Here is a 22,621-nt window from a genome sequence, read left to right on the forward strand (position 1 = left end):
CCGCCCCGCCCCGCCTCCCCGAGCCCCCGCCTCCGCCCGCGCCCGGTGCACCGCCTGCGCGCGTCGAGTACCGTGACCGCTGAGCACGAGCGGCGGGAGGCACGCACCATCGACGATCGCTACCGCGACTGGGAGACGGCCTACCTGCTCGGAATCCTCGATCCGGCCGCTCGACGTGACTACGAGCGGCACGTGGTCGGCTGCGACGAGTGCGACGCGGCGCTGCGCGACCTGGCCCGGCTGTCGGGCGACGACGTGGAGTCGGCGCGCGCCGCCTACGACCGAGCGGAACCGCCGCTCGAACTGCGCACGGCCGCCGAGCACGCCCCCACCGCTACTCGGCGGCGGATGCGGCGACGCGTCTCGGTCGTGGTCGCCAGCTCCACGATCCTGGCGCTGCTGCTCGTGGGGACGGTGTTCGGATCGGTGCTGCCGCTCGGTTCGGGCGTCCCAGGGCCTGCCGCGGACACCCGCCCGATGCAGGCCGTGGGGCCGACCACGATGACCGCCCGCGTCCGCATCATCGCGGCCGACTGGGGAACCCAGCTGGCCTGGTCCGTCGACTACGGCGCCACCCTCGACGGCACGACCGACTACGAGATGGTGGTCGTCACCGCCGACGGCCAGTCCACGAGCGTCGCCACCTGGCGCGGCACCGGCCAGCGCGCGCTGGGGCTCGCTGCTGCCGTCTCCGCGCCCGTGGCCGACATCCGCCAGGTGCAGATCCAGGTGCAGGGGGCCTCGACACCCCTGCTGCAGGTCACGCCCTGACCGCGCCGATCGCCCTGATCGCGCCGATCGCCCTGACTGCACCGATCGACGTCGTGGCCGGGCGCCCGTGAGCAACCGGCTGGCGCAGTCGCTCAGCCCGTACCTGCGCAGCCACGCCGACAACCCGGTCGACTGGTACCCGTGGGGCGAGGCCGCCTTCGCCGAGGCGGCCCGACGCGACGTGCCCGTGCTCGTCTCGATCGGCTACTCCACCTGCCACTGGTGCCACGTGATGGCCAGGGAGAGTTTCAGCGATCCCGCGCTGGCGGCGTCGCTGAACGCCCGCTTCGTGGCGGTGAAGGTGGACCGTGAGGAGCATCCCGAGGTCGACGCGGCATACCTGGCCGCCGCCGGCGCCTTCACCCAGCACCTCGGCTGGCCGCTGAACGTGTTCGTGACCCCCGCCGGCCGTGCCTTCTATGCCGGCACCTATTCGCCGCCCCGCGCCGTCGCCGGCCAGCCGTCGTTCGCCCAGGTGCTGAACGCGGTGGCGGAGGCATGGACGCAGCGCCGCGACCAGGTGGAGGGCAGTGCGGCGCAGGTGATCGAGGCGCTGCGCGCGGCGGCGGAGGAGGCGACCGACGCTGCCGGGACGAGCGGACTTGCTCCGGCCGACTTCGCCCGAATCGCGCAGGACCTGGTCGGTTTCGAGGATCCCGTGCACGGCGGCTTCGGCGGCGCCCCCAAATTCCCGGTGGCGCCGGTGCTGCTGCTCGCCCTGGCACTCGACCGATCGCCGCTGGTGCACGGCGTGCCGCTGACCAACCGCTCGGTGAGCGGGGCGGCCCGGCCGGACGAGCCGACCGGCGCGGTGGGCGACGTCGCCACCCGTGCGCTGACCGCGATCCGCGACGGCGGCCTGCGCGACCCGGTCGAGGGCGGCTTCTTCCGGTACGCCACGCGCCGCGACTGGAGCGAACCGCACTACGAGCGGATGCTCACCGACAACGCCCTGCTGCTCCGCGCGTATGCCGAGGCGGGCGACCGGGCGACCGCCGCCGGCGTCGTGCGCTTCCTCGACCAGGTACTGCGCCGGCGAGAGGGCGGTTTCGGGTCGGCGCAGGACTCCGAGAGCACGGTCGACGGGGTGCGCGTCGAGGGCGATTACTACGGTCTCGACGCGGCGGCGCGCGCGGGCCAGCCGCCGCCCGCGGTCGACGGCAAGGTGTTGACCGGCTGGAACGGGCTCGCGATCGGCGCCCTGGCGCACGCGGGCGCGCTGCTCGGCGACTGGTCCTGGGTCGCGCTCGCCGCCGATACGGCCGACGCACTGCTCGCCCGGCATCGCGGCCCGGACGGCCTGCTGATCCGCGCCTCCCTGGACGGGGCGCCCTCGACCGCTGCGGCGACGCTGGAGGACTACGGGCTGCTGGCCGACGGCCTGCTCGACCTGGCGCTCGCCGCCGGCCGGCCCGAGTACGCCGTGGCCGCCCGTGAGCTGGTCACGGCGTGCTCGCAGGGCGCCGGGTTCGCCGTGCCCGGCGGGGGCGACGCCACCCTTGCCGCGTTCGGTCTGTCCGCGGAGGCGGACCTGAGCGAGGGCGCGGCGCCCTCCGGCCTCTCCGGAATCGCCCGCGCCGCCTGGCGGCTGTGGGCGCTGACCGGCGACGCCGCCCTCGACGCCCGCTCCCGCGCGGCGATCGCGCCGCACCTGCAGCGGGCGATCGAGCGCCCGATCGGGTCCGCCGCGCTGCTCGGGCTGGCGCTGCAGCAGGCCGAGCCGCTGACGCAGCTGGTCGTCGTGTCGGCGGACCGCGAGGCGCCGCTGGCGCAGACGGCACGCGGGGTGCGCGCCGCCGTGACTGCCGTCGTCGACGAGGCGGCGGCGCGGGCGTTCGCCGCCGCCGGGTTCGAACTGTTCGAGGGCCGCAGCGTGCATTCCGGGACGGCGACCGCCTACCTCTGCCGCGACTTCGTCTGCCGCCTGCCGATCACCGACCCGCGGGCGCTGGCCGCCGCCGGCTGAGACGGCGCCCATCGGATCAGCGGCCGGTCACCGCTCGCCGCACGCGCCGCCGGCTCGGCGGTCGGATCAGGAGCTATCGCAGCAGCGCCCCGCCGTTGATGTCGAGCCAGGTGCCCGTGACGTACGCGGCTTCGGGCGAGGCGAGGTAGTGCATGCCCTGCGCGATCTCCCGAGCGGTCGCCTGCCGCCGCACGGGGATGCCGCTGTCGCGCTCCGCTCGCAGATCCTCGACGGAACGGCCCGTCTCGGCCGCCGCGCGCTCCAGGGCACTCTGATTGATCGCGGCTTCGACGTGTGCCGGAGCGACACCGTTGACGGTGATGCCCTCCGCTGCCACCTCGAGCGCCAGGCTGTGGGTGAACGCGCGCAGTGCGCCCTTCGACGCGCTGTACGCGGCCAGGTACGCCTGCCCGATCTGCCCGGTCGCGGAGCCGGTGAAGACGATCCGGCCGCCCGGCCGGGGGAGCACGCGCAGCGCACTGCGGCTCAGCAGGAACGGGCCGCGCGCGTTCATCGCCAGCACCCGGTCCCAGTCGTCCGGATCGGTGGTCTGCACCGGTCCCACCTGCTGCATGACCGCGGTGGCATGGATGACGATGTCGAGCGAGCCGTGCTGCTCGACCGCGCGGGCCACGAGCGCGTCGCACGCTGCGGGGTCGCTGAGATCGGTCACGACCGACACCGTCTGCGACGACGGGAACGCCGCGGCGATCTCGGTACCGACCGCGTGCACCGCGTCCGTCAGGTCGGAGAGCACCAGCCGTACGCCGTCCTCGGCGAACACGTGGGCGGCGGCTTCGCCGATCCCCTGGGACGCTCCGGTGATGATCGCGACGCGTGACTGAGCCATGAGTTGTCCTTTCGACGGGCATCTCCAACGGTGGAGTTGCTGATGACCCTATGCTTCGCGGCGAGCAACTGCAACTTTACAGTTGGAGTTTGGCTAGGCTGCCCGGCATGGCATGGGACACGGAGGGTACGAGGAGCCGGCTGCGGGACGCGGCGGCGATCGAATTCGCGGCGCACGGGCTCGACGGCACCACGATGGCGAACATCGCGGCGCGCGCGGGCATCAACAAGGAGCGGCTCTACAACTACTTCGGCGACAAGCGGACGCTGTTCGACACGATCCTCGCCGAGGAGATGGCGCTGCTGTCGCGCTCGGTGACGCCTCCGACCGGCGGCTTCGAAGCGGTCGGCGAGTTCGCGGGCCGCACGTTCGACTACTACGCGGAGCACCCGCAGCTCGCGCGACTGCTCCTCTGGGAGGGCTTGGCCGACGGGCCGATCGCCGATGTGGAGCGCAGGACCGGCCACTACCGCGACAAGGTCGCGACCTATCGAGCGGCGCAGCGCGAGAGCAGCTCGGGGACGTTCCTCGACGCCGACCACCTGGTGTTCGTGGCGATCGCGCTCGCGGCGTGGTGGTTCAGCGTGCCGCAGCTCGCCTTCATGCTGACCGGAGCCGGCCCCGACGACGTCGACGAACGGGCGCGCCGACGAGCGACCGTGGTGGCGGCGGCCGAACGACTCGCACGCCCGGACGACCCCTCCGGCGTCGCGCGGTAGGTGTGCCCTCCCGCGGGGGGCGGAGCGGCGGGCGTGAGAGGCGCGGCCTGCGCTCAGCGGAAGAGACGCGCCAGGGCGAAGGCGACCGCCACGATCAGCAGCCGCACCACCAGGCGCTTCAGCTGCCGGCCTTCAGTGCGGCGAGGCGGGCCTCGACCTCGGACTGCTTGCCCAGGTCGTCCAGGCTCTCGAATTGGGCGTCGAGGCTGGAGGAATCGAGCTCCTGCTGACCGATCACCTTGGCCTCCTCGCGGCGCACCTTCTCCTCGAAGCGGCCGATCTCGCTCGTGGGGTCGAGCACGTTGACGCTCTTCATCGCGTCGTGCACCTGCGACTGCGCCGAGGCCAGCTTCTGCCGGGAGAGCAGCTCGTTGCGCTTCGCCGTCAGCTCGCCGAGCTTGCCGCGCATGCCTTCGAGGCCCGTCTTCAGCTTCTCGACGACCTCGTTCTGCGACGCGATCGTCGGTTCGGCCGTCTTCGCCTCGCGCTCGGACTGCAGCTGCTTGCCGATCGCGACCTTGGCCAGGTTGTCGAACTTGTCCGCGTCGGCGGCCTGACCCGAGGTGCGCAGCTGGTCGGCCTTGGCGCTGGCCGCCAGCGCCTTGCGGCCCCACTCGGCCGCGTCGGAGACGTCTTCGGCGTGGTCCTGCTCCATCATGCGCAGGTTGCCGATCGTCTGGGCGATCGCGTCCTCCGCCTCCGCGATGCTGTTCGTGTAGTCGCGCACCAGCTGATCGAGCATCAGCTTGGGGTCCTCCGCCTGGTCGATGAGGTTGTTCACGTTCGCTCGCACCAGCTGCGAGATGCGGCCGAAGATCGACTGCTTCACCATGGGATCCTTGTCCTTCATTCGTGTGGGTGTTCGTGTCCTGCGTGTGCACCTGGCCTGTGGCCGCCCGCCCACGAGTCTGCCGATCAGAAGCCTCCGCCACCACCTGAGTCGCCGCCTCCGAAGCCGCCTCCGCCCCCGTCGAAGCCGCCTCCGCCGCCATCGCCGCCGCCCCAACCGCCGCCGACGTCACCGCCCCAGCCGCCTCCGCCGCCCCAACCTCCGCCGCCGTGCCCACCGGAGAGGACCCCGCCGAGCACGCCGGCCAGCAGGGCGCCGGCCACGATGCCGCCGCCGCCTCCACCACCGATTCCACCGCCGCCGAAGGGTCCGCGGCCGCCACGGAAGTCGTCGACGTCCTGCTGCGCCAGTTCGTACGCCTCGGTGGCGCGCGCCTGGGCCGTCTGCGCGGCGGACAACGCTGCGACGGGGTCGCTCTGCTGCGCCTGCACGGCCAGGTCGAGCTGCCGCTGCGCCTCCGTGATCCGGGTGCGCGCGTCGGCGCCGACACCGCCGCGGCGGCTGTCGATGAAGCGGCGGGTCGCGTCGACGGACCGCTCCGCCGCGTCGAGCACGCGCGGCAGGGTCTGCGCCGCGCGCTGCAGCTGGGCGTCGCGGTCGCGGACGCGCGACAGGATGCGATCCAGTGCCGCGTTCGCCTTCTCGACCGCGGCGAGCGCCACCGGCGGTGCCTGCGTGTCGACGTCGGCGATCGCGGACCGTGCCTCCCGGACCGCGGTGTCGATCGCGGGGCCGTCGTCGCCGGCGCGACCCGATGCCGCCTGCGCCTCCGCGATATCCGACCGGGTGTCATCCACGGCCGCGTCGAGGCGCCGCTTGATCGCCATGAACTCCTCCGGCGCGGCGGTGATCCCCGCAAGCAGCGTGCCGGCCTGGGCGATCGACTGCTGCGCGGCGCGCAGGGCGACCGCGCCCTGGCCGGTGGTCGTGGCTGTGGCAGTGCCCGCGGTCCCTCCTGCGGCGGCAGTGGAACCGGCGGCGGTGGCACCGGGGCGGCCGGGATCGGAGGGTGTCCCACCGCCGGGTGCGGCGTCGCCGAGCGCGGAGCCCGCCAGCGTCAGCAGTTCTCGGGCCTGGTTCAGGTCGTCGGCGGCGCCGCGCACCGCATCGTCGCCGTACTGCGAGCGCAGCCGATCCAGGGTCGCCGCCGACTGCGCGGCCCGCGACTGCAACCGCTGTCGGTCGGCGTTCGCGGCGGCGACACCGGCCGGCAGCTGCTGCTCCAGCTTGCGCAGGTCGTCGAACGCCGCCTTCTGCGCGTCGAGCGCCCCGCGCGCGGAGCCGCACAGCTGGATGATCTGCTGCGTCATACTGCGCCGCTGGTCCGGCGTCTCCGGGATCTCGTCGTCCAGTTGCTGGCGGAGGGCGAAGGCCTGCTTCGCCTGTTCGCGGGCCGTGGCGAGCGCGGTCGTGAAGTCCGCGGTCGCCTGGTCGCCGAACTCCGCCTGGGCGAATCCGAGTTCCTGCTCACTGGCGGTCAGGGCGTCATCCAGGCCGATCAGGTCGCGGCTGGATCGGGTGTCCAACTCCTTCTGGTCGACCGGGGGTGGGCCGACGGGGCTCGGCTCGCCCGCACCGATACCGGCTGCGGCTCGGGCCCGCTGGCGGCGACGCAGCACGGCCACGACGATCAGTACCGCGGCGAGCACCGCCACCAGCAGCACGAGCAACCCGAGCCCGCCGCCGGCGGACTGGCCCGCGGCGGCAGTCCCGTTCGAGGTGCTTCCGTTCGAGGTGCCGCCGTTGGAGCCGGCGCCGTCCTCGGCCTGCCGCAGACCGGTCGCGAAGGCGGTCGCCGCCGTCGCCCAGTCGGAGTTGCTCAGCTGCGGCCGCACGTCGTCGTCGACGACCTGCTGCACGTCGGCGCGCGACAGAGCGAAGTCCGTCGATCGCGCGAACCCGTACTGCCGGCTCTGCACCGCGACGGCCAGCACCACGTCGCCGCTGCCCAGCCCGCTGCGTTCCGCGGTGGTCGTGGCCCACTGCTGGTCGTCGCTCGGGTTGGTGAACGTGTCGACGAAGACCACCGCCACCGTGCCGCCGACCGAGTCTGCGGCGGACGACAGTGCGGAGCGGACCGTCGCCTCCTGGCTGCTGGTGAGTGCGTCGGCCTGGTCGACCACCGTGGCGCCGTTCAGGTTCACCGGGTCGGCGGCGAGCGCGGCGGCCGAGGGGGCGAACAGCGCCAGCGCCGCGGCGAGCGCCAGCCCGGCGGCGACAGCACGCCCTCGGGCGAGTCGCAGACGCATCGAGCGGTCCTTCCGTGCGGCACCGTGCGGCGATGGAGCGGCTCCGGTGGATCAGGGCGATCGTACCGAGGCCCACCCCGGTACGAGCTATGAGCCCGTGCTGCGCACAGGAGGGTCGGTCGTCACAGCGCGGTCGTCACGACCCCACGCGCACGCGGTTCGGACACCGTATTCATCCAGCGACTGTTCACCGGATCTTCACCTCGACGGGCTGCGAAGAAAACGGCGCATTCCGAGTTCGGAGCGGTCGGGAACCTGGATTGGGGCGGGCCGGAAATCCGCCGAAATACTATTCGCTATTCGCTTCACGACGACGTACGGTGCGAGCAGGGCACCCACCGAACGGGGTGCCGGCGACGAGGCCCCGGGGGAGGTCTGTTCGCAAACCCAACGAACAGGAGACACCGTATGTTCACCAAACAATTCCTGACGACCGTGATCGATCGGAGTGCTGAGACGCCGCTCGACCGTCGCAAGCTGCTCACCATGACCGGGCTCGCCGGCGCCGGTACCGCCGCCGCGATGCTCGTTCCCGCCACCGCCGCATCCGCCGCCGACGCACCGAGCGACGCATCGATCCTGAACTTCGCGTTGAACCTGGAGTACTTGGAGGCCGAGTTCTACCTGCGTGCCGTGACGGGCCGCGGCCTCTCGGCGATCGACGGGAACGGCACCGTCGGCGGCGTGACCGGCGGTCGCGAGGTGCACTTCCGCACCAAGGCGATCAAGAACTACGCCCGCGAGATCGCGCAGGACGAGCGTGCCCACGTCGCGTTCCTGCGGGGAGCGCTCGCCGGCGCCAAGGTGGCGCGGCCGGCCATCAACCTGCGCGACTCCTTCACCGCGGCGGCGCAGGCCGCCGGTGTGGTGAAGAAGGGTCAGAAGTTCGACGCGTTCGCGAACGAGACGAACTTCCTGCTGGCCGCCTTCCTGTTCGAGGACGTCGGGGTGACCGCCTACAAGGGTGCCGCCGCGTTCCTCTCGAACAAGACCTACCTCGACGCCGCCGCGGGCATCCTGGCGGTGGAGGCGTACCACGCCGGCATCATCCGCTCCACGCTGTACGCGGAGGGCTACCACGCCTCGTCGATCTACCACACGGTGCAGAAGCTGTCCGACGCCAGGGACAGCCTGGACGGGCACAGCGACGACGACCAGGGCATCGGCAGCAAGAAGACCGGCAACCTGGTCCCGACCGACAAGAACAGCATCGCCTTCGGCCGCACCACGGGCCAGGTGCTGAACATCGTCTACCTGAACCCGGCCCCGGTGACCAAGGGCGGGTTCTTCCCGGCGGGCGTGAACGGCGACATCAACACGAGCGCCGACTCCCGCTAAACACGTTCCGATTCACGACGGAATACCGCACGCACCATGCGCGTGCGGTATTCCTTCGTACCCGGATGGGAGTTGCGCGTATTCTCCGCTGACGTACTGGTGCGCTTTCTCGCGACCCTTTGCTTCGACACTCGATATCCCCGATGCCGGATCGTCCTGATGCGGATCGCAGCAGGACATCGCGGCGCGTGCGGAACGGCGCGTGCGGAACACTGGGCGGATGCAGGGGCGGCGGGCGGAGGCGGGCTATCTGCTGGCCTCGGTACCGCTGCGCCTGGTCTCCAGCGGCACGGAACTGGGGCTGACCCTGGTCGCCGTCCGCTCGCTGCACGACCTGGCCCTCGGCGCCGCCCTGATCGCCGTGCTCACCGCGCCGAGCGTGATCGCGGCGCCCGCGGTGGGCGCCGTCCTAGACGCGGTGCGCTCACCCGGTCGGGCTATGACCGTCGCGGCGGTCCTGCTGGCGGCGGCGCTCGCGGTCGCCGCGTTCGCCGGATCGGTGCCCCTGCCGGTGGTGATCGTCACGCTCGGCACCGGCGGACTGGCCCTGCCGGTGTTCCTCGGCGGGCTGTCCAGCTTCGCGGGCGACCTGATGAGCCACGACGCTGCCCGCGGGTTCGCGATCGACGCCCTCTCGTACAACGTGGCGAGCGTCGCGGGACCCGCAGTCGTCGCCACGGCGGTCGCGGTCGCCTCCCCTCGGGACGCGATGCTGCTGCTCGCGCTCCTGGCACTCATCGGCGGCGCGCTGCTCGCCCTGCTGCCCATCCATCGGCGCGTCGGAACGGACGGCGGATCCGCGTCTGCACCCGCACCGACGCTCGGCGTACTCGCCGGGATCCGCGCCGGCGTGACGCACCTGCTCACCCATCCACCGCTTGCCCGGGCCACCGCCTCCGCGACGCTGACGCAGGTCGGTGCCGGCGCGCTGCCCGTCGTCGCCGTGGCGTTCGCGCTGCAGACGGGCGCTGCGGCGTCCGGAGGCGGGGTGCTGCTCACCGCGTTCGCCGTCGGCGGGCTCGCCGGCGCGGGGCTCGCCACCCTGCCGGCGATCGCCCGGCGTCTCTCCGCAGCGCGCGCCGAGGTCGTCATGGGCGCCGGCTTCGCCGTCATCGGACTCTGCACCCTGCTGGCGGCGGTCGCTCCGACCCTGCCGCTGGCCGTCGTGGCGTACGCGCTGTCGGGGTTGCCCGACGCGGCCGCGATCGCCGCCCTGTTCCGCATCCGCCGCTCCGAGAGCCCCGCCGCCGTGCAGGCGCAGGTCTTCACCGTCGGTTCGGGACTGCGCACCGCCGCCGCCGCCCTGGGCGCCGCGCTGGTCGGCCTGGTCGTGCACGCCGACGCGCGCCTGCTCACCGTGGGCGTCGGGGTCGTCTGGGTCGCCTCCGCCCTGCTGCTGGTGCGGCGACGCGTCCGCACGTCGGTGCGGCCGAACCCTGGGACGTGATTTCGCGGCAGCCCGTGCGGCCTGAGCCTGCAGCCCGACCCTGCAGCCCGAACCCGGAGCCTGATCCGGAGGGCGAGCGCGCCGCCCATACTGGGAGGATGGCCGATCGACCCCGCCGTGTGCTCGTCGCCCGGATGGACAGCATGGGCGACGTGCTGATGGCCGGGCCCGCGATTCGCGCAGTGGCCGCCCGGCCCGACACGGAGGTGTGGCTGCTCGCCGGCCCGCGCGGCGAGGCCGCCGCCCGACTGCTGCCCGGCGTGGCGCAGGTGCGGGTGATCGGCACACCCTGGATCACGGCCGTCGACCGGCCGGTCGACCGACTGCTGGTCGACGAGGTCGAGGCGCTCGTGACGGAGTGCGACCCCGACGAGGTGATCGTGCTCACCGCCTTCCACCAGTCGCCGCTGCCGATCGCGCTGCTGCTGAAGCTGGCCGGCGTCCAGCGGATCACCGGCGCCTCCGTGCAGGCCTCGGCCGGGCTGCTCGACATCCGGCTGCTGCCCGGCGACGACTTTCCCGAGGACATCCCCGAGCCGGAGCGCAACCTGCGCATCGTCGCCGCGGCCGGGTACACGCTGCCCGACGGCGACGACGGAGCGCTCGCCGTCATCGCGATCGACGACCCGCCCGCCGTGCTGGCGTCGCTCCCGCCGCGATACCTGGTCGTGCACCCGGGCGCACAGGTGCCGGCGCGGGAGTATCCGGCGCAGCAGCACGCGGCCGCGGTCGAACAGCTGACGGCGCTCGGCCACCCGGTGGTCGTGACCGGCGGGCGCCACGAGCGCGACCTGACCGCGCTCGTGGCGGGGACCACCGGCATCGACCTCGGCGGCCGGCTCGACCTGCGCGGCATGGTCGCGGTGATCGGCGGCGCCCGCGTGATGGTCGTCGGCAACACCGGCCCGGCGCACCTCGCCGCCGCCGTCGGCGTGCCGATCGTCGGCCTGTTCTCCGCCGTCGTCCCCGCGGTGCGCTGGGCACCGTACGGGGTCCCGACCGTGCTGCTCGGCGACCAGCACGCCGCCTGCCGGGGTACCCGGGCGCAACTCTGCCCGGTCCCCGGGCACCCCTGCCTGACCGGCGTCCCACCGGAGGCCGTCGTCGCGGCCGCTCAGCGACTCCTCGCCGAAACGGCCTGATCACCGCTCCGAGGCACGGGGCCTCCGAGCGGTCCTGGGCTCAGACGAGCCCGAGTTGCTGCAGGATGCCGAGCTGGTCGGTGGAACCCCAGCGTTCGGACATGCGGCCGTCGACGAACTTGGCCACCTGCACGTTCCGCACGGTGAACCGCTTGCCGGTGGCCGCGTGGCCCAGGAAGTCGCCGGTGTGGGTGGCCGTCAGGTTCATGACCGTGATCAGGTGCTCCGGTGTGGCGATCGTCTCGACGACCTCGCGCTCGATGTCCGAGAACGACTCCGCGAACCGGCCCCAGTACCACGCGAGCCCGCTGCCGTCCTCGGGCTGGCCGGGCGCCGGGTCGTGATCGACGAAGCCGGGGACGAATTTCCGGTCGAGTGGCAGCGACTGATCGCCCAGCGTGCCCATCAGGTCGAGCGTCGCCTGCCCGCCCTCCGTTACCTCGATCGCCATGGGCCGGCCTCCCTGTTCGGCTGCCCGTCGTCCGACTGCCCGTCGTCCGACTGCCCGTCGTTCGGCTGCCCGTTGTTCGGCTGCCCGTCGTTCAACTGATCGTCCAGTTACTCGTCGCCGAGCTTGCCGTCTGCCGCGTCGCGGATCTTGTCGATCTGCTCCTCGTGCGAGTCACCGGCCTTCGCCGAGGCCGCGCCTGCGGCTTTGTCGAGGGCGGAGTCGCTGATCTGCTCGCCCTTGTCGCTGTTCAGGAAGTTGCCTGCCACGTCGCCGAGACCAGCCATGAGTGTGCTCCTTCGTTCGCGTGATTCGTTCGCATGATTCGTTCGCACCGCAGTCTGCTGACGCTGGATGAACGTCGTCTCCACGCTCCCGTGAGCGCCTCGGCGGGTGGGCGCGGTCAGTCGCCCTGCGAACGGTACGGCGCCGCCACGGTGCCGAAGGTGACGGTCTGCTCGAAGATCGTCTCGACGGTCGTGTCCTCGACCACCTGCGCGACCCGGTCGCGCCAGTCGGTGCGGACCAGCTCGCCCAGGGCGTTCAACACGTCGTCCCGGTCTCCCTCGAACTCGAACACGGTCACGGTCTCGCGCTCGTGCACGGTGGAGTGCGACACGCTGACCCGGGCCCGGTACTCGTCCCGGTCGACCCCCTCCGGCATCCACGCCTGGATGTACTGATCGTCCGTGACGCCGGGCTTCAGCGTTCGGACGTAGACGGCACGCAGCATGCGGTGACTCCTTCGAGTTGGCTCGGTTCTGACCAGGCACGGTCCAGACCAGGCACGGTCCAGACCAGGCAGGTCCTTACCAGGCGTAGTCCTCAGGGGCGGTCTTGTGGCCGGGGAAGATCGCGTCGAGGCGGGCGAGGGTGTCGTCGTCCAGAGTCAGGTCGAGCGCGCGGAGTCCGGCTGCGAGCTGCTCGCCGGTGCGCGGCCCGATGATCGGCGCGGTGACCGCGGGCTGGTGCAGCAGCCAGGCGAGCGCGACGTCGCCGGGCTCGGCGCCCAGCTCGGCGGCCAGATCCTCGTACTGCTGGATCGCGTCGCGGTGCGCGTCGAGCGACTCCTTCGCCCGGCCCGACGTGCGCCTGGACCCGCTGCGCTCCTTGCCGAGCACGCCGCCGAGCAGCCCGCCCTGCAGGGGCGACCACGGGATGACCCCGATGCCGTTCGCCTGCGCGGCGGGCAGCACCTCCAACTCCACGTCGCGCACCAGCAGGTTGTAGATCGACTGCTCGCTGACCAGGCCGGTGAAGCCGCGGCGCCGCGCGTGCTCCTGCGCGGTCGCCAGGTGCCAGCCGGCGAAGTTGCTGCTGCCGGCGTACAGGATCTTGCCCTGGGCGACGGCGGTCTCCATCGCCTGCCAGATCTCGTCCCACGGGGTGTCCCGGTCGACGTGGTGGAACTGGTAGAGGTCGATGTAGTCGGTCTGCAGGCGGGTCAGGCTGGCGTCGAGCGCGCGCCGGATGTTGAGGGCCGAGAGCTTGCCGGTGTTGGGCCAGTCGTCGCGGCCGTTCAGGGGCATCCCGCCGTAGAGCTTGGTGGCCAGCACGGTCTTCTCGCGGCGGGCGCCGCCCTGCGCGAACCAGTTGCCGACGATCGTCTCGGTGCCGCCCGGACCGGTCTTGCCGCCGTAGCGGTTGGCGGTGTCGAAGAAGTTGATACCCGCGTCATGGGCGGCGTCCATGATCGCGAAGCTGTCGGGTTCGGTGGCCTCCATGCCGAAGTTCATGGTGCCGAGGCAGAGCCGGGAGACGGACAGGCCGGAGCGGCCCAGGTGCGTGTATTCCATCTGATCAGCCTGGCCCGCCCCCCTTGATCGGACCTGAGCGATGCTCCCCGGACCGGAGCCCGGACCGGAGCCCGTCCCGGACCGCACGGGCCAGTTCGGCGGCACGCGCGGAGGTGATGACGTCGTCGAGCAGGACCGGGCGGCCGTCCGGCCCGGCGAGCGGCACGCGCCAGTTCGGGTACTCGTCCTCGGTGCCGGGCTGGTTCTGCGTGCGACGGTCGCCGATCGCATCCGTCAGGGCGATGCTGAGCAGCCGCGCCGGCGTCAGGGTCAGGTACCGATGCAGGGCGGTGATCGTCTGCACCTCGGACGGGGACTCGGACGGGGACTGGGACTCGGACTCGGCGAGCAGTCCGCGCGCCGTCAGCTCCGCGAGCCAGGCCGCGCGCTCCGCGGTGTCGGCGGCCAGCTCCTGCTCCACCGGCTGGGTCAGCAGATGCAGCCGCTCCCGCAGCCGTACGTGGTCGCCCGCCAGGTAGCCGGCCGTCGGCGGTAGGTCGTGGGTGGTCACGGCCGCCAGGCACGCCTCGCGCCACCGCTCCGCCGGCAGCGGCCGGCCCTCGTCCCGCTCGAACCACAGAATGGAGGTGCCGAGCATCCCGCGGTCGCGCAGCACGTCGCGCACGACCGGCTCGACGACGCCCAGGTCCTCGCCGACGACCACCGCTCCGGCGCGATGCGCCTCCAATGCCAGCACGCCGATCATCGCGTCGTGGTCGTAGCGCACATAGACGCCCTCGGATGCGTCGCGGCCCTCCGGCACCCACCAGAGGCGGAACAGGCCGATGATGTGGTCCACCCGCACGCCGCCCGCGTGGCGCAGCACGGCGGCGATCAGATCCCGGAACGGCGCGTAGGCGGCCTGGGCGAGGGCATCCGGACGCCAGGGCGGCTGGCGCCAGTTCTGACCCAGCTGGTTGAAGGGGTCGGGAGGAGCGCCCACGCTCACGCCCGCGGCGTAGGCCTGCGGCGACCGCCAGGCGTCCGCGCCGCCGGGGTGCACACCCACGGCCAGGTCGTGCATCGTGCCGAGCGCCATGCCGGACTGCACGGCTTTCGCCTGCGCCGTCTGCAGCTGCTCGTCCAGCTGCCACTGCAGCCACACCGCGAAGTCGACCTCGCGCGCATGCTGCTGCGCGTATGCGGCGACCTCGGCGGAGGACGGGTCCCGCAGAGGCGGCGGCCAGGTGCGCGCGTCGCTGCCGTGCGCCACGGCGATGGCGCTCCAGACGGCGAAGTCCGTCAGGGCGTCGCCCTGGCGCTGCCGGTACGCCTGCAGGTCCAGCTCGCGGCCGAGGCTGCGGGGCACCGCGAAGATCAGCCGCAGCGCCGCCCGCTTGGCGGTCCAGGCGCTGTCGCGGTCGATCCGGTCGGCGTCGTCCGGCAGCTCCTGGCTCGGGGTGTGCTCCGGCTGCTCCTCGCGCCGACCGTCCGCCGGCACGTGGCTCCGGCCGTCGTCCCGCACGCGCCTCGCGAGGGCGTCGATCTCCTCGCGGGCGTCGAGTCCCAGGTCGGCGTACTCCGGGATGCGCTCGGGCCGCAGATACAGCGGGTTGAAGAAGCGCCGCGACGACGGCAGGTAGGGCGACGGTTGCAGCGGCGCGACCGGCTCGGCGGCGTGCAGGGGGTTCACCAGCACGAAGTCGGCGCCCAGCCGGGAGCCCGCCCAGACAGCGAGGTCGGTCAGGTCGGTCAGGTCGCCGACGCCCCACGAGGCGCGGGAGCGCACGCTGTACAGCTGCGCGGCGACGCCCCAGCCGCGCCGATCACCCAGGCGTTCGGGAAGGCGCAGCCGGGCGGGCGTGACGATGATCGTGGTCTGTGCGGTGATCGACCCGGACACTGCCGTCGCCTCGTGGTAGCCGAGGGGCAGGTCGGCGGGCAGGGTGAACGCGGCTTCGCCGACCAGGTCGCCGTCGATCCGTCGCGGTTCGACCGAGTGCTCCCGCTGCACGAGCTGCAGCGTCCGCCCCGCTTCCAGTCGCAGGGTCACCTGCACCGGGTCGCCGTGCGGCACGTGCACTGTCAGCCCCGCCTCGGTGCCGGCGATCAGGACGACGCAGGGCGGCAGCGTGCGCCGCCACGGCGCCAGGCGATGGCGCCGGAGGGCTGCGGCCGGGTCGGCCGGATCGACGTCGACCGCCCGCAGCACGGTGCGGATCGTCTCCGCGGCCACCTGCACGGTGCTGCCGCGCCAGTCGGTGAACGAGGTCGCGACGCCGTGGGTGTGGGCGAGTTCGACCAGGTCCGCATCGGGGTTCGTCACGCGGACGATCCTGGCGGACGCAGCCGAACACTCCTTTCGGGAGCCGAGATCTCTGCGCCCGTGTGCGGAAGGATTGCCCCGTGACTCCCGCCGCGCTCCGCCGCACCGACGCGGTGGCCGGCGGCCTGCTGCTGGTGGAGGCCGCCCTGCTCACCGTCGCCCTGGTGGCGACCGGCGGCAGTGTGCGTCTGCCGGTCACGGCCGGCCTGCGCGGCGCGAGCGGCACCGTCGATCGCGTGCAGCTGGCGCAGGTCGACGCTGCGGCGGCCGCGATCCTGCTGCTCGTGCTCACCGGACTGGCCCGCCTGCTGCTGCTCGCCGGCCCGCTCCGCCGACGCCGTGACGCCGCGCTCGCGCTGAACCACCATGACGCGCGCTGGCTGGAGTTCGCGTTCACCTCCTCCATCCGCATCTTCCTGATCGCACAGCTGAACGGCGTCGCCGAACTGGGTGCGCTCGTCCCGATCTATGCGATCACGAGCGGCCTGGTGCTCTGCAGCGTGCTGCAGGAGCGCGTCACGGTGACCGCGGGACATCCGCTGCTGCCGCTCTGCTTCGGCGCCGCGCTCGGCATCGTGCCGTGGGGGGTGATCGCGTTCCACCAGCTGGGCGCCGGAGTGGTCGGCGCCGGCCCCACCCCGATCGTGCGGGTGACCACTCTGGTGCTGCTCGCAGCCGCGTTCGTCTTCTTCATCACCCAGTGGCGGGAGCAGCGCCGCATCGCCGCGGCGGATGGCGCCGACCGCCTGCGGGTGCTGATCGCCGGCGAGCAGCGGTACGTCGTGCTGAGCGCGGTGGCGGCGACGCTGTTCGCGCTGCTCGTGGTACTCGGGATCGCCCTGCCCTCGGCCTGACGCCGCCGGGACGCCGCCCGGGTCGCACCCCGTCACTACTGTGACCGGATGAACGGACCCCAGCCGGTGCACGGCGCCGTGCACCTGGCGGACATCGACCCGCGCTCCACGCCCGGCATCGCCGGCAAGAAGGCCGCCGCCCGCGAGTCGGACGAGCAGGCGGCCGAGCTCAGCGACCTGCAGGAGCGCCTCTACGCGGAGAGCAAGCAGGGCGGCATCCGCTCCGTGCTGCTGGTGCTGCAGGCGATGGACACCGCCGGCAAGGGCGGCATCGTCCGCCATGTGGTCGGGCGGCTCGACCCGCAGGGTGTGCACCTGCACGCGTTCAAGGCGCCGACGGAGGAGGAGCGCTCGCACGACTTCCTGTGGCGCATCCGGCGGCAACTGCCGGACGCCGGCATGGTCGGCGTCTTCGACCGCTCGCACTACGAGGACGTGCTGATCGCCCGCGTGCGCGCCCTGGCTCCTCCGCCGGTCATCGAGCAGCGGTACGAGGCGATCGCCGCGTTCGAGCGGGAGCTCGCGGAGCGGGGCACGACGGTGCTGAAGGTGATGCTGCACCTGTCGGCGGAGGAGCAGCGCGAACGGCTGCAGCGCCGCCTGGACCGGGTCGACAAGCAGTGGAAGTATGACCCGAAGGACGTCGACGAGCGGTCCAGATGGGCGGAGTACATGACCGCCTACGAGATCGCGCTGACCCGCACGTCGACCCGCGAGGCGCCCTGGTTCATCGTGCCGGCGGACCACACGTGGTACGCGCGGTGGGCGGTGCAGCGCATCCTGCTCGACGGCCTGCGACGGCTCGACCCGCAGTGGCCGCGGGTGAACTTCGACGTGGTCGCCGAGCGGGCACGCCTCGCGGCCACCTGACGCTCGCCGCCTGACCGACAGTCCATCCGAAGGAGCACCGTGATCGTCGCCGTCTGGATCGTCTCCGCACTGCTGGCCGTGGTGAATCTGGGCGCGGGGATCTTCAAGATCGTCACGCCCAAGGCGAAGCTGCCGCGGCCGCAGCTGGCGTGGGTCGACGACTACTCGCAGCGGGCCGTCACCGCGATCGGGGTGCTGGAGGTGCTCGCCGCGATCGGCCTGATCCTGCCGCCGCTAACCGGGATCGCCCCGATACTGGCCGCGCTCGCCGCCACGGGCCTGGTGCTGCTGCAGATCGGCGCGCTGGTGGTTCACGTGCGTCGCGGCGAGCGGCAGATGCTGCCCATCAATGTCGTGCTGATCCTGCTGGCGGCCTTCGTGGCGCTCGCGCGCTTCGGAGCGTTCGGCACCCTGTAGCCGCGACGTGATCGGCCGTGATCGGCCGCTCCGGACCGCCAAGATGAGGCATGACCGTCGTCGGGCTCGTACTGGTGTCGCTCGGTGCCGTCTTCCACGGGTACGTCTTCGTGCTCGAGTCGCTCCGCTGGACGCGGCCCGCGACCCGTGCCGTGTTCGGTGTCGGTAGCGCCGAGGAGGCGGAGACGACCCGGCCGCTGGCGTTCAACCAGGGCTTCTACAACCTGTTCATCGCGGTGGTGACGATCGTCGGCGTGGTACTCGTGCCCGCCGGAGCACCTGCGGCCGGGTACGCGCTGATCCTCGCCGGCGCGGGATCCATGGTGGGCGCCGGCCTGGTGCTGCTGCTCTCCGATCCGAGCCTGCGGCGGGCGGCGCTGCTGCAACTGACCCCGCCGGCGCTCGGCCTGCTCGCGCTCGGGATCGGCGCGCTGCTGCGCTGACCGTCACCTCCTGGCCTTCTCCACCGTGCACATCGAGGGCGAGGGCGAGGGCGAGGGCCGGCGAGTTCAGTGCAGACTGCGGAAGCCCTCCGGCCTGCGCTGCAGTTCGCGACGCATGATCCAGCGGAGCCGACCTCCGCTGTGCGCCGACGTCTCGGCGGCACGGGTAAAGCCCACGCGCTCGAAGAGCGCGGTGGTTCCGACATATATGCCGAGATGACGTCGACCCTGCCCGGACCGGTTTCAACCGGGTAGCCCTCGATCACTTCGGCGCCATTGGCTGCGGCGTGATCGACGGCACCGGCGAGCAGCTCGGTCATCAGGCCCCGCCCGCGCCACCCCGGCCGCACGACGAAGCACACAGCGCTCCACGCGTCCCGTTCGTCGAGGAACGGGATGGTGCGGGATCGCATGAGACGGCGATAGCTGCTGCGCGGCGCGATCGAACACCAGCCGGCGACCTCGCCGTCGACGTAGGCGAGCACTCCGGGTCCAGGCTCCTGCTCGCACTCGGCTCGCATCGCCCGCGGTCGCTCGAGAGCGGGGGCGCTGGTGTCCCGGTAACTCATGCACCAGCAGCCGCGGGCGTCGGGGCGCTTGGTACCGACGACCGCGGCCACGTCCTCGAACCGGCCGAGTGCGGGTACGACCGCGATTCCCATCCACCCAGTATCGAGACGGGTCCGGACGCCCTCAACCCGCTGGATTCATGCGCCCTCTGACGAACGCACGTCACGCGGATGCGACCGAGGAGGTGCGGATCGAGCCAGGCCGCGGCTTCAGCCGATGCGGCGACCGCTGACCTTGGAACGTGGAAAGATTCCCGCCTTCGCCGTGCCCGCGAGCGTGTCGCCGGTGACCAGTACGTCGACGGCGACACGGATGCGCATCGGCTCGGTCAGCTGCTGCGTCCACCGCACCCGCTCACCGTCCCCCTCCGGCGTCATCGTGATGCCCTCCAGCTGCAGGCGCTGACCGGACCCGGCCGCGACGGCGGTGACGACGCCGTCGTGGGTCGTCACCGTCATCTCGATGTCGATCTGCCCGAGCGGCGTCGCCGCGTGCACGACCCAGACACCGTCCATCGAGTCGCTCACGGCACCAGATAGCCGGCCGCGGCGTAGAGGCGGTACCACTCGGGGCGGGTCAGCGACAGCTCCGATCCGGCGACCGCCTGCAGCACCCGCTCCGGCTTGGTGGTGCCGAGCACGACCTGCATGTCGGCGGGATGACGGGTGATCCAGGCCGTCGCGATGCCCGTAGGCGTCACGTCGTACTTGGCGGCCAACTCGTCGAGCACGTCGTTCAGGTCGGCGTAGTGCTCGCGGTCGCCGATGAAGGTGCCGGTGAAGAAGCCGGCCTGGAACGGCGACCAGGCCTGCAGCGTGATGCCGTGCAGGCGGCTGTAGTCGAGGATGCCGTTGTCGCGGTCGATGGACTGCGGCAGATCCTGCATGTTCGGCGTCACCCCGGTCGCGACCAGCGGCGCGTGCGTGATGCTGAGCTGCACCTGGTTGATCGCGAGCGGCTGGCGGACCGCGGTCTTCAGCAGGTCCACCTGCAGCGGCGTGTGGTTGGAGACGCCGAAGTGCCGCACCTTGCCCGCGTCGGCCAGCGCGTCGAACGCGGCGGCGACCTCCTGCGGCTCCACGAGTGCATCCGGGCGGTGCAGCAGCAGCACGTCGAGGTAGTCGGTGCGCAGGGCCGCGAGCGACGTGTCGACGGACTCCAGGATGTGCTCGGTGGAGAAGTCCCAGTAGCCGTCGCGGATGCCCACCTTGGACTGCAGCTGGATCGACTCCCGCTCACCCGCTGCGAACGCGACGGCCTCGCCGAAGCGTCGCTCGCACAGGTGGTCGCCGCCGTACACGTCGGCATGGTCGAACATCGTCACGCCGGCGTCGCGGGCGGTGCCGACCAGGGTGCGGATCTGCTCGTCGGTGAGCTCGGGGATGCGCATCAGGCCGAGCACGATGTTCCCGGCGTCGATGTCGGTCTGGGGGAGTCGCAGCGTCTTCATGCTGCGATCCTCCCGACCTCCGCTGGGCGTCGGCCGCACCGGCTCCGCCGCGGTCGCCCGCCCGAGGAATTCAGGCATTTTCGAGCAATGCAGGCGGATCGTGCGTGTCGCGCCTTCATTCCTCGATTCTCCTGAATTCCTCGGCGCGTATTCCTCGGCGCTCAGCGCATCGGTCGCGCGGCGGGACCCCGGAGCCGTCGTTCCAGCGGCCGCTCCACGAAGTGGAACGTTGCGCCTGCGATCGCGACGCACAGGGCGAGCACCGGCACCAGCAGCACGACCCTCAGTCCCTGATCCGGCACGATTGCGTCGAACGCGCGGAGCACGATCTGGTGCGTCATGAAGAGCGCGAACGACCACTCACCGAGCCGCACCCACGCCCGCCCGGCCAGCCGGGACGTGCCGTCGACGTCGCTCCGGCACGCCGCCGCGATCAGCAGGGCGAACGGAACGACGGTCACCGCGGCGAACACCCACCGCTCGGGGAACCCCGGCACGAAGCCGACCGCGACCGCGGCGCCGGCGATCACGGCGGCCGGCAGGAAGCCGATCGGCGGCCGCCACCCCGCCTGTACCAGCAGGGACACCGCGACCCCGATGACGAACTCCGGGAGCCGGGCCGGCGGGAAGATGTAGGCGAACGGCGGAGGGGGAGCGACCAGCGGCACGAGCAGGACGAGGCCCAGCATCGCGCCGACCACGATCCACAGGCCGCGTGCCGATGGGCGGTCCGGCGGCCGATCCATCAACCGACGCAGCAGCCGCAGCAGGAGCGGGAAGCACGCGTAGAACAGCACCTCGACCGACAGCGACCACGCCACTCCGTTGGCCGAGTAGGCGATCGCGCCGACCGGAACCCACGCCTGCAGCAGCACCAGGCTCAGTCCGTCGCCGAGCAGCGGCCCGAACGAGCCGCTGATCCCGGCATATACGGCGATCGCGACCGCCCAGGTGAGCAGGTGCACGGGCACGATCCGCGCGAACCGGCGGCGGTAGAACCGGGCGGCCGTGTCCCCGCTGGACGGCCGCCAGGCCAGGATGAAGCCGCTCAACACGTAGAAGAACGACACGCCGACCTCGCCGCGCTGCAGGATCACCGCCCCCGGCCAGATCGCCTGCAGGTGGACCACGACGACCAGCGCGGCGGCGAAGAACCGCAGCGACGTCAGCGACGGCAGCCGGGTCTGCAGGACCGGCTCGCCCTGCGTCGGGTTCATGCCGCCACCGGAATACTGGCTCGCCGCGGTGATCGGTCGCCGCAATCCGTGCGCCCGACTCGTCAGGCGCCGGCGTGCAGGTCGAAGGTCAGCACACCGGCACCGTCGGGTGCGACCAGCGGAGCCACGAACCGCTTGAACGCGTCGTGGTCCGGGTCGAAGTCGTCCGAGTCGCCGACGACGGGGCGACCCAGGTAGTAGTTGCGGTCGCCCTCCGAGGAGAACTCCACGACGAAGCCGAGCTCGAAACCGTGCCCGGCGTCCTCCGGGCTGATCTGCGCCCCGCTGCGGATCGACCGGATGTATCTGCGTCCGTGCCGCACGCCGTCGGCGAGCGCGTGGAACCGCCGTTCCACCTCCTGCCGTTCCTCAGCCGACGTGGAGTCGCGGAAGCGGAACAGCACGACGTGCACGATGGCGCCCGGCCGGTAGTCGGGGGAGGTGCGGAGCGGCGGTGCGGTCGTGTCACTCATCGTGAGCGACAGTACGACCGAACGCTCAGAGCCCGATTCGTCGACTCACGCCGGGGCGCCCGCGATGTTCACCAGCCAGGTCACCCCGAACCTGTCCCGCAGCATGCCGAAGCTGTCGCCCCAGGGCGCCTGCGTCAGGGGCTCCAGGATGGTCGCCCCCTCGGACAGCGCCGCCCAGTACCCCTCCAGCTCCTCACGCTCCACGCCGCCGAGCGACACAGAGATAGTGTCGCCGGGGTTGTACGGCATGCGGTTCGGGGTGTCCGACCCCATCAGCACGAAGCCGCTCGGCGTCATCAGCCGGGCGTGCATGACCAGGTCGTCCTCGCTCGGATCCTGGCTGGCGTGGAAGTCCTTGAACGTGGTCACATCCAGGTCGCCGCCGAGCGAGTCGCGGTAGAACTCCATCGCCTCGCGGGCGTTCCCGCGGAAGCCGAGGTACGGGTTGAGGACAGCCATCGGTACTCCTTCGTCCGGAGGTGTTC

23 protein-coding genes and 1 pseudogene are annotated in these 22,621 nt (G+C 72.2%); 10 read left to right on the top strand and 14 right to left on the bottom strand.

What is annotated here, in order from left to right:
• The coding region (locus ACFE7H_RS00005) for a hypothetical protein (RefSeq protein WP_375399138.1) at positions 1-771 on the top strand (771 nt) is incomplete at its 5' end.
• Positions 772-838: 67 nt separating this feature from the next.
• Positions 839-2,737 carry a thioredoxin domain-containing protein gene (locus ACFE7H_RS00010; RefSeq protein ID WP_375399139.1) on the top strand — a complete coding sequence of 633 codons (1,899 nt, stop codon included), beginning with the start codon at positions 839-841 and terminating at the stop codon, positions 2,735-2,737.
• Between the two features lie 73 nt (positions 2,738-2,810).
• Here the strand turns inward: ACFE7H_RS00010 and ACFE7H_RS00015 are convergent, their stop codons facing one another.
• Positions 2,811-3,587 (bottom strand): SDR family NAD(P)-dependent oxidoreductase, encoded by a 777-nt coding sequence (locus ACFE7H_RS00015; RefSeq protein ID WP_375399140.1) that lies wholly within the window; start codon positions 3,585-3,587, stop codon positions 2,811-2,813.
• Positions 3,588-3,694: 107 nt separating this feature from the next.
• On the opposite strand from ACFE7H_RS00015, the gene ACFE7H_RS00020 reads away from it, so the two are divergent.
• Positions 3,695-4,306 (top strand): TetR family transcriptional regulator, encoded by a 612-nt coding sequence (locus ACFE7H_RS00020; RefSeq protein ID WP_375399141.1) that lies wholly within the window; start codon positions 3,695-3,697, stop codon positions 4,304-4,306.
• 118 nt (positions 4,307-4,424) lie between these two features.
• Here ACFE7H_RS00020 and ACFE7H_RS00025 read toward each other — a convergent pair whose 3' ends face one another.
• Together ACFE7H_RS00025 and ACFE7H_RS00030 are read right to left on the bottom strand one after the other, a co-directional pair.
• Positions 4,425-5,138, bottom strand: coding sequence for a PspA/IM30 family protein (locus ACFE7H_RS00025; protein WP_375399679.1), 714 nt, complete (start codon positions 5,136-5,138; stop codon positions 4,425-4,427).
• A gap of 83 nt (positions 5,139-5,221) precedes the next feature.
• Positions 5,222-7,405, bottom strand: coding sequence for a TPM domain-containing protein (locus tag ACFE7H_RS00030; protein WP_375399142.1), 2,184 nt, complete (start codon positions 7,403-7,405; stop codon positions 5,222-5,224).
• A 408-nt stretch (positions 7,406-7,813) separates the two neighbouring features.
• Between ACFE7H_RS00030 and ACFE7H_RS00035 the strand changes: the two genes are divergently transcribed.
• From ACFE7H_RS00035 to ACFE7H_RS00045, 3 genes are all read left to right on the top strand, one after another.
• The gene (locus ACFE7H_RS00035; RefSeq protein WP_375399143.1) at positions 7,814-8,743 is read left to right on the top strand and encodes a ferritin-like domain-containing protein; all 930 of its coding nucleotides are present in this window, start codon (positions 7,814-7,816) and stop codon (positions 8,741-8,743) included.
• Between the two features lie 220 nt (positions 8,744-8,963).
• Positions 8,964-10,190, top strand: a complete 1,227-nt coding sequence (locus ACFE7H_RS00040; protein ID WP_375399144.1) for an MFS transporter — start codon at positions 8,964-8,966, stop codon at positions 10,188-10,190.
• A gap of 98 nt (positions 10,191-10,288) precedes the next feature.
• Positions 10,289-11,332, top strand: coding sequence for a glycosyltransferase family 9 protein (locus tag ACFE7H_RS00045; protein WP_375399145.1), 1,044 nt, complete (start codon positions 10,289-10,291; stop codon positions 11,330-11,332).
• A 40-nt stretch (positions 11,333-11,372) separates the two neighbouring features.
• Here the strand turns inward: ACFE7H_RS00045 and ACFE7H_RS00050 are convergent, their stop codons facing one another.
• The 5 genes from ACFE7H_RS00050 to malQ all read right to left on the bottom strand — a co-directional run bounded on the left by ACFE7H_RS00050 (position 11,373) and on the right by malQ (position 15,842).
• Positions 11,373-11,783 carry an ester cyclase gene (locus tag ACFE7H_RS00050; protein ID WP_375399146.1) on the bottom strand — a complete coding sequence of 137 codons (411 nt, stop codon included), beginning with the start codon at positions 11,781-11,783 and terminating at the stop codon, positions 11,373-11,375.
• A gap of 107 nt (positions 11,784-11,890) precedes the next feature.
• A complete protein-coding gene (locus ACFE7H_RS00055) occupies positions 11,891-12,067 on the bottom strand; it encodes an Rv0909 family putative TA system antitoxin (protein ID WP_375399147.1) in 177 nt (58 codons plus the stop codon).
• A gap of 116 nt (positions 12,068-12,183) precedes the next feature.
• On the bottom strand, positions 12,184-12,513 hold the full coding sequence (locus ACFE7H_RS00060; protein WP_375399148.1) for a hypothetical protein: 330 nt from the start codon (positions 12,511-12,513) through the stop codon (positions 12,184-12,186).
• Between the two features lie 76 nt (positions 12,514-12,589).
• Complete coding sequence (locus ACFE7H_RS00065) at positions 12,590-13,576, bottom strand: aldo/keto reductase (RefSeq protein WP_375399149.1); 987 nt, start codon at positions 13,574-13,576, stop codon at positions 12,590-12,592.
• 4 nt (positions 13,577-13,580) lie between these two features.
• A complete protein-coding gene (gene malQ / locus ACFE7H_RS00070; RefSeq protein WP_375399150.1) occupies positions 13,581-15,842 on the bottom strand; it encodes a 4-alpha-glucanotransferase in 2,262 nt (753 codons plus the stop codon).
• 80 nt (positions 15,843-15,922) lie between these two features.
• Here malQ and heR point away from each other — a divergent pair, with 80 nt between their 5' ends.
• Genes heR through ACFE7H_RS00090 form a run of 4 tightly spaced genes read left to right on the top strand, consistent with a single transcriptional unit; the run spans position 15,923 to position 18,426 of the window.
• Positions 15,923-16,696, top strand: a complete 774-nt coding sequence (gene heR / locus ACFE7H_RS00075; RefSeq protein ID WP_375399151.1) for a heliorhodopsin HeR — start codon at positions 15,923-15,925, stop codon at positions 16,694-16,696.
• Positions 16,697-16,744: 48 nt separating this feature from the next.
• A complete protein-coding gene (locus ACFE7H_RS00080; RefSeq protein WP_375399152.1) occupies positions 16,745-17,566 on the top strand; it encodes a PPK2 family polyphosphate kinase in 822 nt (273 codons plus the stop codon).
• 39 nt (positions 17,567-17,605) lie between these two features.
• A complete protein-coding gene (locus ACFE7H_RS00085; protein ID WP_375399153.1) occupies positions 17,606-17,983 on the top strand; it encodes a DoxX family protein in 378 nt (125 codons plus the stop codon).
• Between the two features lie 50 nt (positions 17,984-18,033).
• Complete coding sequence (locus ACFE7H_RS00090) at positions 18,034-18,426, top strand: DUF1304 domain-containing protein (protein WP_375399154.1); 393 nt, start codon at positions 18,034-18,036, stop codon at positions 18,424-18,426.
• A gap of 320 nt (positions 18,427-18,746) precedes the next feature.
• On the opposite strand, the pseudogene ACFE7H_RS00095 reads toward ACFE7H_RS00090, so the two are convergent.
• The 6 genes and pseudogenes from ACFE7H_RS00095 to ACFE7H_RS00120 all read right to left on the bottom strand — a co-directional run.
• Positions 18,747-19,088: pseudogene (locus ACFE7H_RS00095) on the bottom strand (GNAT family N-acetyltransferase); the annotation flags it as partial.
• 117 nt (positions 19,089-19,205) lie between these two features.
• Entirely contained in the window at positions 19,206-19,523 is a 318-nt protein-coding gene (locus tag ACFE7H_RS00100; protein WP_375399155.1) for a hypothetical protein, read from the bottom strand.
• The gene (locus tag ACFE7H_RS00105; RefSeq protein ID WP_375399156.1) at positions 19,520-20,446 is read right to left on the bottom strand and encodes an aldo/keto reductase family oxidoreductase; all 927 of its coding nucleotides are present in this window, start codon (positions 20,444-20,446) and stop codon (positions 19,520-19,522) included. The genes ACFE7H_RS00100 and ACFE7H_RS00105 overlap by 4 nt, the downstream gene beginning before the upstream one ends.
• A 161-nt stretch (positions 20,447-20,607) precedes the next feature.
• A complete protein-coding gene (locus ACFE7H_RS00110; RefSeq protein WP_375399157.1) occupies positions 20,608-21,663 on the bottom strand; it encodes an acyltransferase family protein in 1,056 nt (351 codons plus the stop codon).
• Positions 21,664-21,725: 62 nt separating this feature from the next.
• On the bottom strand, positions 21,726-22,136 hold the full coding sequence (locus ACFE7H_RS00115) for a Dabb family protein (protein ID WP_375399158.1): 411 nt from the start codon (positions 22,134-22,136) through the stop codon (positions 21,726-21,728).
• Positions 22,137-22,181: 45 nt separating this feature from the next.
• Positions 22,182-22,595 (bottom strand): VOC family protein, encoded by a 414-nt coding sequence (locus ACFE7H_RS00120; RefSeq protein WP_375399159.1) that lies wholly within the window; start codon positions 22,593-22,595, stop codon positions 22,182-22,184.
• Positions 22,596-22,621: the final 26 nt, after the last annotated feature.

It is taken from the genome of uncultured Amnibacterium sp. (assembly GCF_964250715.1).
Classification (GTDB): domain Bacteria; phylum Actinomycetota; class Actinomycetes; order Actinomycetales; family Microbacteriaceae; genus Amnibacterium.

Excerpts from the sequence above, each read along its gene's own strand:
- ACFE7H_RS00065 (WP_375399149.1), bottom strand. The coding sequence starts at position 13,576 with ATGGAATACACGCACCTGGGCCGCTCCGGCCTGTCCGTCTCCCGGCTC.
- ACFE7H_RS00115 (WP_375399158.1), bottom strand. The coding sequence starts at position 22,136 with ATGAGTGACACGACCGCACCGCCGCTCCGCACCTCCCCCGACTACCGG.
- ACFE7H_RS00025 (WP_375399679.1), bottom strand. The coding sequence starts at position 5,138 with ATGGTGAAGCAGTCGATCTTCGGCCGCATCTCGCAGCTGGTGCGAGCG.
- ACFE7H_RS00060 (WP_375399148.1), bottom strand. The coding sequence starts at position 12,513 with ATGCTGCGTGCCGTCTACGTCCGAACGCTGAAGCCCGGCGTCACGGAC.
- ACFE7H_RS00015 (WP_375399140.1), bottom strand. The coding sequence starts at position 3,587 with ATGGCTCAGTCACGCGTCGCGATCATCACCGGAGCGTCCCAGGGGATC.
- ACFE7H_RS00120 (WP_375399159.1), bottom strand. The coding sequence starts at position 22,595 with ATGGCTGTCCTCAACCCGTACCTCGGCTTCCGCGGGAACGCCCGCGAG.
- ACFE7H_RS00040 (WP_375399144.1), top strand. The coding sequence starts at position 8,964 with ATGCAGGGGCGGCGGGCGGAGGCGGGCTATCTGCTGGCCTCGGTACCG.
- ACFE7H_RS00035 (WP_375399143.1), top strand. The coding sequence starts at position 7,814 with ATGTTCACCAAACAATTCCTGACGACCGTGATCGATCGGAGTGCTGAG.
- ACFE7H_RS00045 (WP_375399145.1), top strand. The coding sequence starts at position 10,289 with ATGGCCGATCGACCCCGCCGTGTGCTCGTCGCCCGGATGGACAGCATG.
- ACFE7H_RS00050 (WP_375399146.1), bottom strand. The coding sequence starts at position 11,783 with ATGGCGATCGAGGTAACGGAGGGCGGGCAGGCGACGCTCGACCTGATG.
- ACFE7H_RS00110 (WP_375399157.1), bottom strand. The coding sequence starts at position 21,663 with ATGAACCCGACGCAGGGCGAGCCGGTCCTGCAGACCCGGCTGCCGTCG.
- ACFE7H_RS00030 (WP_375399142.1), bottom strand. The coding sequence starts at position 7,405 with ATGCGTCTGCGACTCGCCCGAGGGCGTGCTGTCGCCGCCGGGCTGGCG.
- ACFE7H_RS00055 (WP_375399147.1), bottom strand. The coding sequence starts at position 12,067 with ATGGCTGGTCTCGGCGACGTGGCAGGCAACTTCCTGAACAGCGACAAG.
- ACFE7H_RS00090 (WP_375399154.1), top strand. The coding sequence starts at position 18,034 with ATGACCGTCGTCGGGCTCGTACTGGTGTCGCTCGGTGCCGTCTTCCAC.
- ACFE7H_RS00020 (WP_375399141.1), top strand. The coding sequence starts at position 3,695 with ATGGCATGGGACACGGAGGGTACGAGGAGCCGGCTGCGGGACGCGGCG.
- ACFE7H_RS00080 (WP_375399152.1), top strand. The coding sequence starts at position 16,745 with ATGAACGGACCCCAGCCGGTGCACGGCGCCGTGCACCTGGCGGACATC.
- ACFE7H_RS00105 (WP_375399156.1), bottom strand. The coding sequence starts at position 20,446 with ATGAAGACGCTGCGACTCCCCCAGACCGACATCGACGCCGGGAACATC.